The sequence below is a fragment of the Alloyangia mangrovi genome (assembly GCF_002300555.2).
In the GTDB taxonomy this organism is placed as follows: Bacteria; Pseudomonadota; Alphaproteobacteria; order Rhodobacterales; family Rhodobacteraceae; genus Salipiger; species Salipiger mangrovi.
This window is the reverse complement of record NZ_NTHN02000006.1, coordinates 97,522-112,534: the sequence shown is the minus strand read 5'-3', so window position 1 is coordinate 112,534 and position 15,013 is coordinate 97,522. Positions and strand designations below refer to the sequence as shown.

The 15,013-nt window shown below is 63.1% G+C and carries 15 protein-coding genes and 1 pseudogene; 8 read left to right on the top strand and 8 right to left on the bottom strand.

From position 1 onward, the window contains the following. Position 1 precedes the first annotated feature (1 nt). Genes dnaQ through CLG85_RS05220 form a run of 4 tightly spaced genes read right to left on the bottom strand, consistent with a single transcriptional unit; the run spans position 2 to position 2,703 of the window. The gene (gene dnaQ, locus CLG85_RS05235) at positions 2–694 is read right to left on the bottom strand and encodes a DNA polymerase III subunit epsilon (protein WP_095882448.1); all 693 of its coding nucleotides are present in this window, start codon (positions 692–694) and stop codon (positions 2–4) included. Next, positions 687–1,277, bottom strand: coding sequence for a dephospho-CoA kinase (coaE, locus tag CLG85_RS05230; RefSeq protein ID WP_095882449.1), 591 nt, complete (start codon positions 1,275–1,277; stop codon positions 687–689). The genes dnaQ and coaE overlap by 8 nt, the downstream gene beginning before the upstream one ends. Then, entirely contained in the window at positions 1,277–2,107 is an 831-nt protein-coding gene (locus CLG85_RS05225) for a shikimate dehydrogenase (protein WP_095882450.1), read from the bottom strand. The genes coaE and CLG85_RS05225 overlap by 1 nt, the downstream gene beginning before the upstream one ends. Then, a complete protein-coding gene (locus CLG85_RS05220; protein ID WP_095882451.1) occupies positions 2,104–2,703 on the bottom strand; it encodes a Maf family protein in 600 nt (199 codons plus the stop codon). Before CLG85_RS05220 ends, CLG85_RS05225 begins: the two co-directional genes overlap by 4 nt. A 539-nt stretch (positions 2,704–3,242) precedes the next feature. Between CLG85_RS05220 and rho the strand changes: the two genes are divergently transcribed. The 6 genes and pseudogenes from rho (at position 3,243) to CLG85_RS05190 (ending at position 10,071) form a co-directional block, all read left to right on the top strand. Then, complete coding sequence (gene rho / locus CLG85_RS05215) at positions 3,243–4,526, top strand: transcription termination factor Rho (RefSeq protein WP_095882452.1); 1,284 nt, start codon at positions 3,243–3,245, stop codon at positions 4,524–4,526. Between the two features lie 24 nt (positions 4,527–4,550). Beyond that, on the top strand, positions 4,551–5,834 hold the full coding sequence (mnmE, locus tag CLG85_RS05210; RefSeq protein ID WP_095882453.1) for a tRNA uridine-5-carboxymethylaminomethyl(34) synthesis GTPase MnmE: 1,284 nt from the start codon (positions 4,551–4,553) through the stop codon (positions 5,832–5,834). 3 nt (positions 5,835–5,837) lie between these two features. Then, positions 5,838–7,715: a tRNA uridine-5-carboxymethylaminomethyl(34) synthesis enzyme MnmG gene (gene mnmG, locus CLG85_RS05205; RefSeq protein ID WP_095882454.1), complete on the top strand. Its 1,878-nt coding sequence runs from the start codon at positions 5,838–5,840 to the stop codon at positions 7,713–7,715. Then, entirely contained in the window at positions 7,712–8,332 is a 621-nt protein-coding gene (gene rsmG / locus CLG85_RS05200) for a 16S rRNA (guanine(527)-N(7))-methyltransferase RsmG (protein ID WP_095882455.1), read from the top strand. The genes mnmG and rsmG overlap by 4 nt, the downstream gene beginning before the upstream one ends. Then, positions 8,325–9,135 (top strand): annotated as a pseudogene (locus CLG85_RS05195) (ParA family protein). Before rsmG ends, CLG85_RS05195 begins: the two are co-directional and overlap by 8 nt. A 27-nt stretch (positions 9,136–9,162) precedes the next feature. After that, positions 9,163–10,071 (top strand): ParB/RepB/Spo0J family partition protein, encoded by a 909-nt coding sequence (locus tag CLG85_RS05190; RefSeq protein WP_095882457.1) that lies wholly within the window; start codon positions 9,163–9,165, stop codon positions 10,069–10,071. A gap of 242 nt (positions 10,072–10,313) precedes the next feature. On the opposite strand, the gene hemW is transcribed toward CLG85_RS05190, so the two are convergent. The 3 genes from hemW to rph are packed head-to-tail and all read right to left on the bottom strand — an operon-like array spanning position 10,314 to position 12,806. Beyond that, the gene (gene hemW / locus CLG85_RS05185; protein ID WP_095882458.1) at positions 10,314–11,486 is read right to left on the bottom strand and encodes a radical SAM family heme chaperone HemW; all 1,173 of its coding nucleotides are present in this window, start codon (positions 11,484–11,486) and stop codon (positions 10,314–10,316) included. Then, positions 11,476–12,099: an RdgB/HAM1 family non-canonical purine NTP pyrophosphatase gene (gene rdgB / locus CLG85_RS05180; protein WP_095882459.1), complete on the bottom strand. Its 624-nt coding sequence runs from the start codon at positions 12,097–12,099 to the stop codon at positions 11,476–11,478. Before rdgB ends, hemW begins: the two co-directional genes overlap by 11 nt. After that, positions 12,096–12,806, bottom strand: coding sequence for a ribonuclease PH (gene rph / locus CLG85_RS05175; RefSeq protein ID WP_095882460.1), 711 nt, complete (start codon positions 12,804–12,806; stop codon positions 12,096–12,098). Before rph ends, rdgB begins: the two co-directional genes overlap by 4 nt. A gap of 114 nt (positions 12,807–12,920) precedes the next feature. Here rph and hrcA point away from each other — a divergent pair, with 114 nt between their 5' ends. Both hrcA and CLG85_RS05165 read left to right on the top strand, forming a co-directional pair. After that, positions 12,921–13,985 (top strand): heat-inducible transcriptional repressor HrcA, encoded by a 1,065-nt coding sequence (gene hrcA / locus CLG85_RS05170; protein ID WP_095882461.1) that lies wholly within the window; start codon positions 12,921–12,923, stop codon positions 13,983–13,985. A gap of 9 nt (positions 13,986–13,994) precedes the next feature. After that, a complete protein-coding gene (locus CLG85_RS05165) occupies positions 13,995–14,549 on the top strand; it encodes a nucleotide exchange factor GrpE (protein WP_095882462.1) in 555 nt (184 codons plus the stop codon). A 73-nt stretch (positions 14,550–14,622) separates the two neighbouring features. On the opposite strand, the gene CLG85_RS05160 is transcribed toward CLG85_RS05165, so the two are convergent. Beyond that, positions 14,623–14,997, bottom strand: coding sequence for a RidA family protein (locus tag CLG85_RS05160; RefSeq protein WP_095882463.1), 375 nt, complete (start codon positions 14,995–14,997; stop codon positions 14,623–14,625). Positions 14,998–15,013 lie beyond the last annotated feature (16 nt).

Genomic DNA, 15,013 nt, shown 5'->3' with positions numbered 1-15,013 from the left:
CTCAGCCCCGCGACCAAAGCGCCTTCTCTCCGAGTTTCTCGACAAAGGCGGCGTGAGCCGCCTTTTCTTCTTCGGTGATCCGGGACGGCAGGGCCACGGGCCGCCGAGACGGACGCCATTCCTCTTCTCCGCCGCTGCTGTTGCGCCCCGCGGAGACCGGCGCCAGCACCAGGTCGGGCTGCTTGCCGCCGATCAGCTCGAGGTAGACCTCTGCCAGGATCTCGCTGTCGAGCAATGCTCCGTGCAGCGTCCGGCTGGAATTGTCGATACCGAAGCGGCGGCAGAGCGCGTCCAGCGAGGCGGGAGAGCCGGGAAACTTCTTGCGCGCGATCATCAGCGTATCGATGGCGCAATCTTTCGGAAGTTGCGGACGATTAGCCCACTTCAACTCTGCATTGAGGAATTTCACGTCGAAGCTGGCGTTGTGGATCACCAGCTTGGCGTCCGTCCCGATGAAGGCGATGAACTCGTCGACGATTTTCGCGAAGACCGGCTTGTCGCGCAGGAAGTCGTCGCCCAGCCCGTGCACCTCGAAGGCCTCCTGCGGCATCGACCGCTCGGGGTTGATGTACTGGTGGTAGACCTTGCCCGTCGGCACGTGGTTGTAGAGCTCGACCGCACCGATCTCGACGATACGGTCGCCCTGTTCCGGCTCAAAGCCGGTGGTTTCGGTGTCGAGAACGATCTCACGCATCGATCCGCCTTTCGATTTTCTTCAGCACATCCTGAACCTGCGCACGGGCGTGGTCCAGCGTGTCCGTCGTGATGACAAAATCCGCGCGGGCGCGTTTCTCGGCAGCGGGCAGCTGGCGGGCAAGGATGCGATCCAGATCCGCCGCGCTCATCGTGCCCCGCGCCAGCACCCGCTCGCGCTGGATCTCTTCGGGAATGGTGACGCAGGCCACGGCGTCAAACTCGCCCTCTGATCCGGTCTCGTAGAGCAGAGGGATATCGAAGACGCCGATGGCCTCGGGATGGGTCTTGGCGAACTCGGCGCGGTCCGCCTGCACCAGAGGGTGCACGATAGCCTCGATGCGGCTCAGAGCGGTGGCATCGGCAGCGATGACCGCGCGCAGTGCCTCACGTGAAACCGCGCCGTCTACGATGGCCTGCGGGAACATCGCGCCGATGGCGGCCACCGCGGCGCCGCCCGCACCATAGAGACGATGCACCGCCGCATCTGCGTCCCAGACAGGACAGCCCGCCTCGGCGAAGAAAGCCGCGGTCTGCGACTTGCCCATGCCGATGGATCCGGTGAGACCGAGCTTGAAGCGCATCAGAGCACCGCGTCGCGGGTCGCCTGATCCACCACCGGGCGCTTTCCGAACCAGCGCTCGAAGCCCGGAACCGCCTGGTGCAGCAGCATCCCGAGCCCGTCGACGCAGGTGCAGCCCAGCTCGCGCCCGATGCGCAGCAGGCGGGTCTCCAGCGGCGTGTAGACGATGTCGGTCACCAGCGCGCCCGGGCGCAGCCCGTCCAGCGGCACCCGCAGCTCGGGCTTGCCGACCATGCCGAGCGAACTGGTGTTGACCACGGTATTGGCCTCTTCCAGCACGTTGCCCGCGTGCACCCAGTCGATGACATGGATGCGCTGGCCGAAATCCTCGCGCAGCTTCTCGGCCCGCAGACGGGTGCGGTTGCTGAGGTAGATCTTCGGCACCCCCGCCTCGAGCAACGAGGTGATCACCGCGCGCGAGGCACCGCCCGCGCCCAGCACCACGGCCGGGCCCGCATTGGCGCGCCAGTCGGGTGCGCCCTGCTTGAGGTTCTCGAGAAAACCGTAGCCGTCGGTATTGTCGGCATAGATCTTGCCGCCCTCGCGGAAGGTCAGCGTGTTGGCCGCGCCGATCAGCGTTGCCCGGTCCGAGACCACGTCTGCGATTTCCATCACCCGTTCCTTGTGCGGAATGGTGATGTTCACCCCGACAAAGCCGATCTCGGGCAGCAGGCGCAGCGTCTCGGCCAGCTTGGCCGCCGGCACGTCCATCGGAATGTAATGGCCGGGCAAGTCGTAGGTCTTCAGCCAGTGCCCGTGCAGCCGCGGAGAGCGGGAATGCGCGACGGGCGAGCCGATGACGCCCGCAAGAGGGATCCGATCGCCGCTCATCCGGCAATGACCCCGCGCACTTGCAGGAACCCCAGAAGCTCCAGCAGGGGCAGCCCCAGAATTGTGAAATGGCTCCCCTCGATGCTCGCAAACAGCCGCACGCCTTCCTCCTCCAGCTTGAAACCGCCCACGGACGTGCGCAGGCTCTCCCAGTTTCGCTCTATATAGTCATCAAGATAGGCTTCGGAGAAGGCGCGCATCTTCAGGCGCGCGACTCCGACGTGACGCCAGACCGGCTCGCCAGACTCATAGATAACTGCCGCCGACAGCAGGTGCAGCCGCTGGTCCCGCAGCTCCATGAGCTGAGCGCGGGACTCCTCGGGGCTTTCGGGCTTGGAATAGAGCTTGCCGTTGCAGCTCAGCACCTGGTCGCAGCCAAGCACCAGCGCGCCGGGATTGCGCGCCGAGACTTTGCGCGCCTTGTACTCGGCCAGCGCGTCCGCCACGTCGCGCGGCGCCGCGCCCTCGGCAAGGAGCGAGTCGCGAATCGAGCATTCATCGACGCGCGCGACCTCGATTCCGAAGGGAACGCCCGCGGCGCGCAGCAGTTCGGCGCGGATCTGGGAGCCGGAGGCGAGGACGAGCGGAAGACTCATGGGGATAAACCTGTTCGCAGACTTGGGCCTTTGTCAGGGGAAGCTTCTGGGGAAAATCGCCTCCGGTTTCAAGGCTGGGGAGATCTCTCAAGGTTCACGTTGAGTCGCGGTGATTCCTGAGTCTGTGGGTTTGGATAACTCCCGGCTGTGGAGAAGCGGATCCGACCGGATCTCTCCAAGATCTGTCCACAATGGCGTACCGTGCGATATAAAGGCTTATTTATATGATCCAAACGTGGATTCGCCCAAAGCGGATCCGAAGGATCTCCGCAGATCTATCCACAGAGGGATCCGCCGTGGACAGAGCTCCGTGAAACATTTGATCCACCGGAGTCGGGTTACCTAAAATCAAAATCATCTCTTCTTTTCTTTATTTAATTTTTTGGAATCTAAGCCGGGCCGCTCGGTACGGCTCCGGGAATTGACTTCGACCGGGGGAGGGGATAGGCATCTTCTCAACACCTGTTCTGGTGGGACCTTCCCAAAAGACACACGCAGAGACCTGCGAAACGACGGCCGACCGCGGCCCGGAGGAATTCATGACTGATGCCGATATCGTCGAGCGTCTGAACCTGTCCGATCTCAAGGCGCAGAGCCCCAAGGATCTCCTGGCGATGGCCGAGGAGCTCGAGATCGAAAACGCATCGACGATGCGCAAGGGCGAGATGATGTTCCAGATCCTGCGCGAGCGCGCGGACGAAGGCTGGACCATCTTCGGAGACGGCGTTCTCGAAGTGCTGCAGGACGGCTTCGGCTTCCTGCGTTCGCCCGAGGCAAACTACCTGCCGGGCCCCGATGACATCTATGTCTCGCCCGACATGATCCGGAAGTACTCGCTGCGCACCGGCGACACCATCGAAGGCGAGATCCGCGCGCCCGACAACGAAGAGCGCTACTTCGCGCTGGTCGACGTCTCGGCGATCAACTTCGAGGATCCGGACCGCGCCCGCCACAAGATCGCCTTCGACAACCTGACGCCGCTCTATCCCGACGAGCGCCTGAAGATGGAAATCGAGGATTCGACGATCAAGGACAAGTCGGCCCGGATCATTGACCTGGTCGCGCCGATCGGCAAGGGCCAGCGGTCGCTCATCGTGGCGCCGCCGCGCACCGGTAAGACGGTGCTGCTGCAGAACATCGCCAGCTCGATAGAGAAGAACCACCCAGAGTGCTATCTGATCGTCCTGCTGATCGACGAACGTCCCGAGGAAGTCACCGACATGCAGCGTTCGGTGAAGGGCGAGGTGATCTCCTCGACCTTCGACGAACCGGCAACCCGCCACGTGGCCGTCTCGGAAATGGTCATCGAGAAAGCCAAGCGTCTCGTTGAGCATAAACGAGATGTTGTGATTCTTCTCGACTCGATCACAAGACTTGGTAGGGCGTTCAACACCGTAGTGCCGTCGTCGGGCAAGGTCCTGACCGGTGGTGTCGATGCGAACGCGCTGCAGCGTCCGAAGCGTTTCTTCGGTGCCGCGCGCAATATCGAAGAGGGTGGCTCGCTCACCATCATCGCCACCGCGCTGATCGACACCGGCTCGCGCATGGACGAGGTGATCTTCGAAGAATTCAAGGGCACCGGCAACTCGGAGATCGTGCTCGACCGCAAGGTCGCCGACAAGCGCGTCTTCCCGGCGATCGACATTCTCAAGTCGGGCACCCGGAAAGAGGACCTGCTCACCGATAAGGTCGACCTGCAGAAGACCTTCGTGCTGCGCCGCATCCTCAACCCGATGGGCACGACCGACGCGATCGAGTTCCTGCTGTCCAAGCTCAAACAAACAAAGACGAACGGCGAGTTCTTCGACTCGATGAACAGCTAAGGATAATCCGCAAAGGAGGCGGGGATGGATACGATCTTCGCACTTGCCAGCGCGGTCGGCAAAGCAGGCGTTTCCGTGGTGAGGGTCTCCGGACCCTCCGCATGGGACGCCTGTTCTCGTCTTTGCGGCGATGTGCCCGCGCCGCGCCGGACCGCGCTGCGCAAGCTGACCGACGGGGCAGGGCAGGTGCTTGATGAAGCGCTGGTTCTGACCTTCGAGGACGGCAAGAGTTTCACCGGCGAGCAGGTTGTCGAATTCCACCTGCACGGCAGTATCGCCATCCTGCGCGCGGTGCTTCGCGAACTCGCGGCGATGGAAGGCCTGCGCCAAGCCGAACCCGGCGAGTTCACGCGCCGCGCGCTCGAGCATGACCGGCTGGATCTCACCCAGGTTGAAGCACTTGCGGACCTGATCGAGGCTGAAACCGAAAGCCAGCGGAGCCAGGCGATGACGGTTTTCGCCGGCGCACTCGGCGAAAAGGTCGAGATCTGGCGTGAAGAGCTAATTTTCGCCGCCTCTCTGCTCGAGGTGACCATCGATTTTGCCGATGAAGAGGTTCCGGTCGACGTCAGCGACGATGTGCGGTCCGCCCTCATCAAGGTGAAGGCACAACTGGAGCGCGAACTCGCGGGCGTTGACGCAGCGGAACGTATCAGATCCGGCTTCGAAGTCGCCATCATTGGTCGCCCAAACGTTGGGAAATCAACTCTTCTCAATGCTTTAGCCGGGCGCGAAGCGGCCATTACCTCGGAACACGCGGGGACGACCCGGGATGTCATCGAGGTGCGCATGGAGATCGCGGGTCTTCCGGTCACGCTTCTTGATACGGCTGGTCTGCGCGAGGCAGCGGATCCTGTAGAGAGAATCGGCATCCAACGTGCCCGGAACCGCGCTGAACTGGCGGACCTTCGCGTTTTTCTGCTTGAGGCGGCCGAGACGCTCGAGGTCGTTCCGCGCAAAGGCGATATCGTCCGCCGCTCCAAGGGAGATCTCTCGGGCGACGCGCAGGCGATCTCCGCCGCGACCGGGCAGGGGATTGAGGGCCTGATTTCGGAAATCGGTGGTACATTGTCCGAACGTGTGCAGTCCAGCGGGCTCGCGACGCGAGAACGGCATAGGATCGCTTTTCAGGAAGGTGCCGATGCTCTAACAACCGCACTGGAATTGCTTGATTTCGGACCCGAGCGGTACGATATCGCTGCAGAGGAAATCCGGGTCGCGATTCGACGCCTCGAAGCCCTGATCGGCCGCGTCGATGTGGAAAATCTACTGGACAAGATCTTCTCGAGCTTCTGCCTGGGTAAGTAAGGAGTGTTTCACGTGAAACAACTCGATTTAGACGTCGTCGTCGTGGGCGGCGGACATGCCGGCACCGAGGCCGCCGCGGCTTCGGCGCGAATGGGCGCGAGAACAGCGCTTGTCACCCTGACCCGAGGCGGGATCGGGGTCATGTCGTGCAATCCGGCCATCGGCGGGCTCGGAAAAGGCCATCTGGTGCGCGAAATTGACGCCATGGACGGCGTGATGGGCCGCGTTGCGGATCAGGCGGGCATCCAGTTCCGCCTTCTGAACCGGCGCAAGGGCCCAGCGGTTCAGGGCCCGCGCACCCAGGCCGACCGGAAACTCTATCGCGAAGCCATGCTTCGCGAGATGGAAGCCGCGCCGAACCTTTCCATCGTGGAAGGGGAGGTCACGGATCTCTTGAAAACCGGCGACCTGGTGCAAGGCGTGATACTTGCCGACGGATCCGAGCTCAGATCCGGTGCCGTGGTGCTCACCACCGGCACGTTCCTGCGCGGCGTCATTCACATTGGCGATCAGAAGCGCCCGGGTGGTCGCATGGGCGACAAGCCGGCGGTGAAGCTGGCTGAGCGCCTCGATGAAATGGCTCTGCCGCTGGGGCGTCTGAAAACCGGCACGCCACCGCGACTCGACGGTCGGACGATCAACTGGGATATCCTCGACAGCCAGCCTGGCGACGAGGATCCCGCCATGTTCTCCTTCCTGTCGAAGGCGCCCTTCGCCCGGCAGATTTCCTGCGGGATCACACATACCAACACGCGCACGCACGAGGTGATCCGGGATAACCTCTCGCGATCCGCGATGTACGGCGGGCATATCGAGGGGATCGGCCCGCGCTACTGCCCGTCGATCGAAGACAAGATCGTGCGCTTTGCGGACAAGGAATCTCACCAGATTTTCCTTGAACCAGAAGGACTTGACGACCACACGGTCTATCCGAACGGGATATCTACCTCGCTGCCCGAAGACGTGCAGGAGGCTTATGTCCATTCCATTGTGGGACTAGAAGCGGCGACGATCCTGCAGCCTGGCTACGCAATCGAATATGATTTCGTCGATCCGCGGGCGCTGGATCTTCGTCTCTCGATCAAGTCCTGCTCGGGGCTTTACCTCGCAGGGCAGATCAACGGCACCACGGGGTACGAAGAAGCCGCCGCCCAGGGCATGGTCGCGGGTCTGAACGCCGCGGCGCAGAGCCTCGGCCGTGAAGAAGTCACCTTCAGCCGTGCCGAGAGCTACATCGGCGTCATGATCGACGATCTCACCTCGCGCGGCGTCACCGAACCTTACCGGATGTTCACCTCGCGCGCCGAATTCCGGCTCTCGCTTCGCGCTGATAATGCGGACCAGCGGCTGACGCCCATGGCGATGACGCTCGGCTGCGTTTCCGAAGCGCGCAAGGCGGCCTTCCTTGAGAAATCGGAAAAGCTCGAAGAGGGCAGGGGGATCCTCAGCGAGATCACAATGACCCCTCGAGAACTAGGCGATCTCGGCCGCAAGATGAACGCGGATGGCGCCCGGCGTAGCCTGTTCCAGCTTCTGTCCTTCCCCGACATCTCAATGGAGTTCCTGCGTGATCATGTGCCGGGTCTCTCGTCAATAGCGACAGAAATCGGCGATCAGTTGGAGAAGGACGCTCTCTACGCCAATTATATCGACCGGCAAAAACGCGACGTTGAAGCTCTGAAGCGCGACGAGACCTATCAAGTCCCGGCTGATTTCGATTTCTCGACCATCGAAGGCCTTTCGACAGAATTGAAGCAGAAGCTCGCCCGTGCGAAACCCTCGACGCTTGCGCAGGCCGCAAAAGTCGACGGAATGACGCCGGCAGCCCTCTCTCTGCTGCTGATCCGGCTGCGCCGGAACGACAGGGCGCGCAGCGCATGAGTCAGTTTGATCTTGGAGGCGGGCTCAGTGTTTCACGTGAAACATGGGACCGCCTCGAGCACTACACGGATCTTCTTAAGAAGTGGAATCCGCGTATCAATCTTGTTTCGCCTACAACGCTCGAAGAAGCCTGGACGCGGCACATCGTGGACTCCGCGCAGATCTGGGGTATTCCACAGGAATATCCCCAGCATTGGGCGGACCTCGGCGTCGGCGGAGGCTTTCCCGGTGTGGTGGTCGCCATCCTGCGGGCTGAATTTGCTCCTGAAATGGCGGTGACGCTGGTCGAGAGTGACCAGCGCAAATGCGCCTTCCTGCGCACTGTGCTTCGCGAAACGGGCGTCGAGGCCAAGATCGAGGCGCGCCGAATTGAAGAAATCCCGCCGCTTGGTGCGGGCCTGTTGAGCGCTCGCGCGCTGGCGTCGCTCGATAAACTTTTGGGCTTTGCCGATCGTCACCTGTGCGACAATGGCGTCGCGCTCTTTCCCAAGGGCGCGCAGGCCGAAAAAGAAATCGCAGAGGCACGCAAGATGTGGCAGTTTGATCTGATACGGCATACAAGTCTTACGGATCCTCACGCGGTTGTCTTGCAAATCGGAGCGCTGACTCATGTCTGATTCCATCCGGCCCGGCGCGGCCAAGATCGTTGCCATTGCCAACCAGAAGGGCGGGGTGGGCAAGACCACGACCACGATAAACCTCGGTGCCGCGCTGGCAGAGCGCGGTCTGAAGGTGCTGATCGTCGATCTCGATCCGCAGGGGAACTCCTCGACCGGGCTGGGAATCGAGCCTGAGGCGCGGGAATATACGGCCTACGAGCTGCTTCTCGAGGATGCGCCCCTGTCGGACATGATCCTCAAGACGGAAACCGAAAACCTGAAACTGATCCCGGCGACGGTGGATCTGGCGTCGGCTGACATCGAGCTCGTGGCGAACGAGAAGCGCAGCTTCCTGCTGCATGACGCGCTGCGCCAGGCAGAGATGGCGCAATTCGGGTTTGATTTCATCCTGATCGACTGCCCGCCGTCTCTGAACCTGCTGACGGTGAACGCCATGGTCGCGGCGCATTCGATCCTGGTGCCGCTGCAGAGCGAGTTTTTTTGCGCTGGAGGGTCTGTCGCAGCTCATGCTGACGATCCGCGAAGTGCGCCAGAGCGCCAACCCCGAACTGCGGATCGAAGGCGTGGTTCTGACCATGTTCGACGCGCGCAACAACTTGTCGCGGATGGTCGAGGAAGACGCCCGTGCCAACCTCGGAGATCTGGTGTTCAACACGGTGATCCCGCGCAACGTCCGGGTCAGCGAGGCACCGTCCTATGCCTGCCCGGTGCTGACCTATGACACCAATTCCAAGGGCGCGCTGGCCTATCGCGCGCTGGCTGACGAGCTGCTGCGCAACAATGCGCAGATGGCGGCATAAGACCGAAATCGAGACGAGAGGGCAGTTATGGCAGAGAAGCGCGAAATGCGTCGGGGACTCGGGCGGGGTCTGTCGGCTCTGATGTCGGATGTGGATGTGCGTCCCGCGGTGGTCGCTGAGGAAGAGGCGGCGCCGCGCCAGCCGGACCGGATGATCCCGATCGAGAAGCTGTTTCCGAACAAGGATCAGCCGCGCCGGACTTTCACTCCTGACCAGCTGAACGAGCTTTCGGAATCGATCCGAACCAAGGGTATTATCCAGCCGATCATCGTGCGGCCACGGCCCGGGGCCGAGGGTGAGTTCGAGATCGTCGCGGGTGAACGCCGCTGGCGTGCGGCGCAGATGGCGCAGCTGCACGAAGTGCCGGCGCTGGTGCGTGAGTTCGACGACATCGAGGTGCTCGAGGTCGCGATCATCGAGAACATCCAGCGCGCGGATCTGAACGCCATCGAAGAGGCGGCGGGCTACAAGCAGTTGATGAACCGCTTCGGCCACACGCAGGAAAAGATCGCCGAGGCGCTTGGCAAGAGCCGTAGTCATATCGCCAACCTGCTGCGCCTGCTGAACCTGCCGGAGTCGGTGCAGACGATGGTGGTCGAGGGCGAGCTGACCGCCGGCCATGCGCGCACGCTGATCACCTCGGAGAACCCCGAGGAACTGGCAAAAGAGATCGTCAGGCGCAAGCTGTCGGTCCGCCAAGCCGAGCAGCTTGCGAAACCACAGACACAGAAGACCCCGAAACAGGGTCTTAATGGCTTTGGCGGCGCGCAGAAAGACGCCGACACGCGGGCGCTCGAGGGGGATCTCTCGGCAGCGCTCGGCATGAAGGTCGCGATTCAGAATGCGCCGGGCGCCGAGAGCGGAAAGCTGGTGATCAGCTACGAGAGCTTCGAGGAATTGGATAAGCTCTGTGCAATCCTGAGCGCCGCCCGCTGAGAGATCTCTCCACAGGATCCTGTGGAGAGATCTCTCGCCGTTTCACATGAAGCAAAAGGCGTAGGTTCGGGGAGGGGTGTTTGTTCACCAGATCCGACCAGATCCGGCAGATCTTGTTCGAATTGACAAGGCCGAGCCCCTGTGGCTCGGCCTTCTTGTTTTTGGCGTTTGGCGAGAGGGAGAGATCTCCACAGGATCCGCTCGGATCCTGTGGGTAACGTTTCACATGAAACTGTCTGGGATCAGTTTGTCAGAAGCTCGGAGATCACGCCGTTGAGCACAAGCCGGCCCTCGGTTGTGGCGCCGATGAGATCCCGGTTGCGCCAGATTAGACCCAGATCCCGAAGTTCGGTGAGCTTATGGGCGGGCAGTGGCTTCGGGGAAATCTCGGCTAGGCGAGAGAGCGAGATCCCCTCGCTCAGGCGTAATCCCATCATGACAAATTCTGTCATGATGTCCTCACTGCCGAGCGGGTCGAAGACGCTGTCCGCGCGTCCGGCCTCGGCCTTCTCGATCCAGGCGCCGGGCATCTTCCAGGCCTCTGTGGCATGGCGGATGCCGTTCACCGTGACGCGGCCATGGGCGCCGGGACCGACGCCAACGTAGTCGCCCCCGCGCCAGTAGACGAGGTTGTGGCGCGACTGCGCGCCGGGCAGGGCATGGTTCGACACTTCATAAGGCGCATAGCCCGCGTTGGAGGTGATCTCCTGCGTCGCGAGGAACATGTCCGCGGCGAGATCCTCGTCGGGCAGCTTCTTCATCTGGCCGCGCTGCGCGCGCTCCCAGAACATCGTGCCTTCCTCGATGGTCAGCTGGTATAGGGACAGGTGGTCGGCGGCGAGGTCGAGCGCCTCGCGCAGCTCGGTTTCCCAGCCTTTCAGGGTCTGGTTCTCGCGCGCGTAGATCAGGTCGAAGTTGACCCGCTTGAAGACCGACTTGGCGGTTTCGAGCGCAACGATCGCCTCATCCACGTCATGCAGCCGCCCGAGGCGGCGCAGATCGTCCGGCCTCAGGCTCTGAATGCCCATGGAGACCCTGTTTACGCCGGCTTCGTGGAAGCCTTCGAACTTCGAGACCTCGACCGAACGCGGGTTGGCTTCGAGGGTGATCTCGATGTCGTTGGCCCAGGTCCAATGTTCCTTTGCAGCGTCGAGCACCGCCTGAACCGTGGCCGGTTCCATGAGCGAGGGCGTGCCGCCGCCAAAGTAGATCGAGTTGAGGATGCGCCCCGAGGTCATCTCGCCGTAGCGGCGGACCTCGGAGCTCAGTGCGTCTGCCCAGCGGGTCTGGTCGATCGACCGGACGACATGGCTGTTGAAGTCGCAGTAGGGGCATTTGGCCTCGCAGAAAGGCCAGTGCACGTAGAGGCCGAAACCTCCTTCTCGCCAGGTTCCGGACCCGGCTTCAGGCGTCATCGCGGGCAAAGCAGCCTTTCACGAATTTTGCAAAGGCATCGGCGCGGTGGCTGATGCGGTTCTTCTCGTCGCTGGTCATCTCGGCAAAGGTGATCTCGTAGCCTTCGGGCTGGAAAATCGGGTCGTAGCCGTGGCCATTGTCGCCGCGCATCGGCCAGACCACCTTGCCCTCCATCACGCCGGGGAAGACGGCGTCGCTGCCGTCGGGCCAGGCCAGGACCAGCGTGCAGTTGAAGCGCGCGGTCCACGGCTGTCCGGCGCCGGTCTTCAGCAGGGCGTCATGGGTCTTGCCCATCGCCATGACGAAGTCCCGACCGTTGGGGGTTTCGGCCCAATCGGCGGTATAGACACCGGGGGCGCCGTCCAGCGCATCCACCGAGATGCCGCTGTCGTCGGCGAGTGCCGGCAGGCCGGTGGCCGTGGCGGCGGCATGGGCCTTGATGCGGGCATTCTCGACGAAGGTGGTGCCGGTTTCCTCGGGCTCGGGAAGGTTCATCTCCTTCGCTCCCACGACCTCGACCCCGTAGGGCGCGAGCAGCTCGGTAATCTCCTCGAGCTTGCCCGCGTTGTGGGTCGCGACCAGCAGCTTCTTGTCGCTGAACACCCGGGTCATTTGCAGGCCGCCAGCTGCGCTTCGACAAGCTGCGAGACACCGGCCTCGGCCAGATCCATCAGCTTGTTCATCTGGTCCCGGCTGAAGGTCGCGCCCTCGGCGGACATCTGAACTTCGATCAGCTGCCCGTCGCCGCGGAGGATGAAGTTGCCGTCGACGCCCGCCTCGCTGTCCTCGGCGTAGTCGAGGTCCAGCACCGGCTGGCCGGCGTAGATGCCGCAGCTCACCGCCGCGACCGGGGTCAGCGGGTCGGTGGTGATGGCGCCGGTCTTCATCAGCTTGTTCACCGCGAGGCGCAGAGCGACCCAGCCGCCGGTGATCGAGGCGCAGCGAGTGCCGCCGTCGGCCTGGATCACGTCACAGTCGATGGTGATCTGGCGCTCGCCGAGCGCGACGCGGTCAACCCCGGCGCGGAGCGAACGGCCGATCAGCCGCTGGATCTCGACGGTGCGACCACCCTGCTTGCCGGCGGTCGCCTCGCGGCGCATGCGCGAGCCGGTGGAGCGCGGCAGCATGCCGTATTCGGCGGTGACCCAGCCCAGGCCGCTGCCCTTCACGAAGGGCGGCACGCGGTCCTCAAGCGTGGCGGTGCACAGCACGTGGGTGTCGCCCATCTTGATCAGGCAGGAGCCTTCGGCATGTTTCGTGACGCCCGTTTCGATTGAAACGCTGCGCATATCGCTTAGATTTCGTCCAGAAGGTCTCATGAGTGCCTCTCTTCTCGGTTGCTGCCGGGATACTGGGGCTGATGCTGTCTCGCAACCCCGATTGACGGCTGCGGAAGGGGGCCTTTAATGACCCTGAACAGTCGGAGTTTGTGCATGAAAGAGGGTAGCCGTCTTCTCGAAGAGATGAACGATCGCTCGCGCGAGGTGTTCCGCCGCGTGGTTGAATCCTATCTCGAGACGGGCGAGCCGGTGGGTTCGCGCACCCTGACGCGCAGCCTGTCCGAGAAGGTCTCGGCGGCGACGATCCGCAACGTGATGCAGGATCTCGAGTATCTCGGCCTGCTCGACAGCCCGCATGTCTCGGCCGGTCGTGTGCCGACGCAGGTGGGTCTGCGGATGTTCGTCGACGGGTTGCTCGAGGTGCGCGATCTCGATACCTCCGACCGGCTGGCGCTGGAGGCGACCACCGCGCAGGGCGGCGACGACATGGGCGGTCTGCTCGACCGGGTCGGTGCGGCGCTCTCGGGGGTAACCCACGGCGCTTCCTTGGTTCTGACGCCCAAGCACGAAGCCCCGGTCAAGCACATCGAGTTCGTCTCGCTCGGCCATGACCGGGCGCTTGTGGTGCTGGTCTTTGCCGATGGGACCGTCGAGAACCGGCTGTTCCGCCCGCCCGCGGGGCAGACGCCCAGCTCGATGCGCGAGGCGGCGAATTTCCTCAATGCGCTGATCGAGGGCAAGACCCTCTCGGAGCTGCGTGGCGAGATCTCCCGCCAGATCGCGACCCGCCGGCGCGAGATCGACACGCTGGCTGCCGAGCTGATCGAGACCGGCATGGCCGCCTGGGAAAAGGACGCCGACAATTCCGCCCGGCTGATCGTGCGCGGGACGTCGAATCTGCTTGGTCAGGAGGGCGAGGCAGAGGAGCTGGACCGCATCCGCTCGCTGTTTGACGACCTCGAGCGCAAGCGGGATATCGCCGAGTTCCTGCAGCTTGCCGAAAGCGGCGACGGGGTGCGAATTTTTATCGGCTCCGAGAACAAACTTTTCTCACTTTCGGGTTCCTCTCTGGTGGTCTCTCCATATATGAACGCGGATCGAAAGATAATCGGTGCGGTCGGGGTCATCGGACCCACGCGGCTCAACTACGGGCGGATCGTACCCATCGTGGACTACACGGCACAGCTGGTCGGCAGGCTGATTGCCGAGCGGAGCTAGAGGTTAGACATGGCAGACGCGAAGAAAGACGAATTCCTCGACGACATCGAGGCGGCAGAGGCAGAGGCTTTCGCCGACGAGATGGAAGAGATCGACAACGAGGCGATCGAGCTCGACTCGCTGCGCGCCGAGCGCGACGAGTACAAGGACCGCTTCATGCGGGCGCTGGCCGATGCCGAGAACGCCCGCAAGCGTGCCGACAAGGACCGCCGCGAGGCGCAGCAGTACGGCGGCTCGAAGCTCGCCCGTGACCTGCTGCCGGTCTATGACAACCTGAGCCGCGCGCTGAACGCGGCGCGCGAGGCCGAGGCGGGCGAGGCGCTGATCGAGGGCGTGGAACTGACCCTGCGCGAGCTGACCAACGTCTTCGCGCGCCACGGCATGACCACCATCAAGCCCGAGGTCGGCGACAAGTTCGATCCCAAGCAGCACGAGGCGATGTTCGAGGCCCCGGTGCCCGGCACCAAGGCCGGCGAGATCATCCAGGTCTCGGCAGAGGGCTTCATGCTCTACGACCGCCTGCTGCGTCCGGCGCAGGTCGGGGTGAGCTCGATGGTGGGCTGACCCTGTCAGGACGGAAATGCAAAACCCCCGGTCGCGAGACCGGGGGTTTTTTGTTCGGTCTGCCGGTCGCCCGTCAGTCGCGCAACGCGGCCACCGCCCTGATTTCGACTTTCAGCTCCGGGCGGCTCAGTCCCGATGTTCCGATGATCGACCAGGCGGGATAGGGGCTCTGGATGAACTTCTTTTTCACCGCCATGAACTCGGGAAGCGTGGTCTCGATATCGACGTGGTAACTGGTGACATCGACCAGATCGGTCAGGTCCAGCCCGGCGATCCGCAGCAGTTCGGCGACGCGTTTCAGCGCCCATTCGGTCTGCTCTGCGACGCTGTCGGGGGCGCTGCCATCGGGGCGTGCGCCAACCTGGCCGGAAATGAAAAGGAACCCCCGCGACTTGACCGCCGGCGAAAAGCCGTAGGTCTCGAACGCGGCCCGGTAGCCGTCGAACATTTGGTTTCCTGCAGGG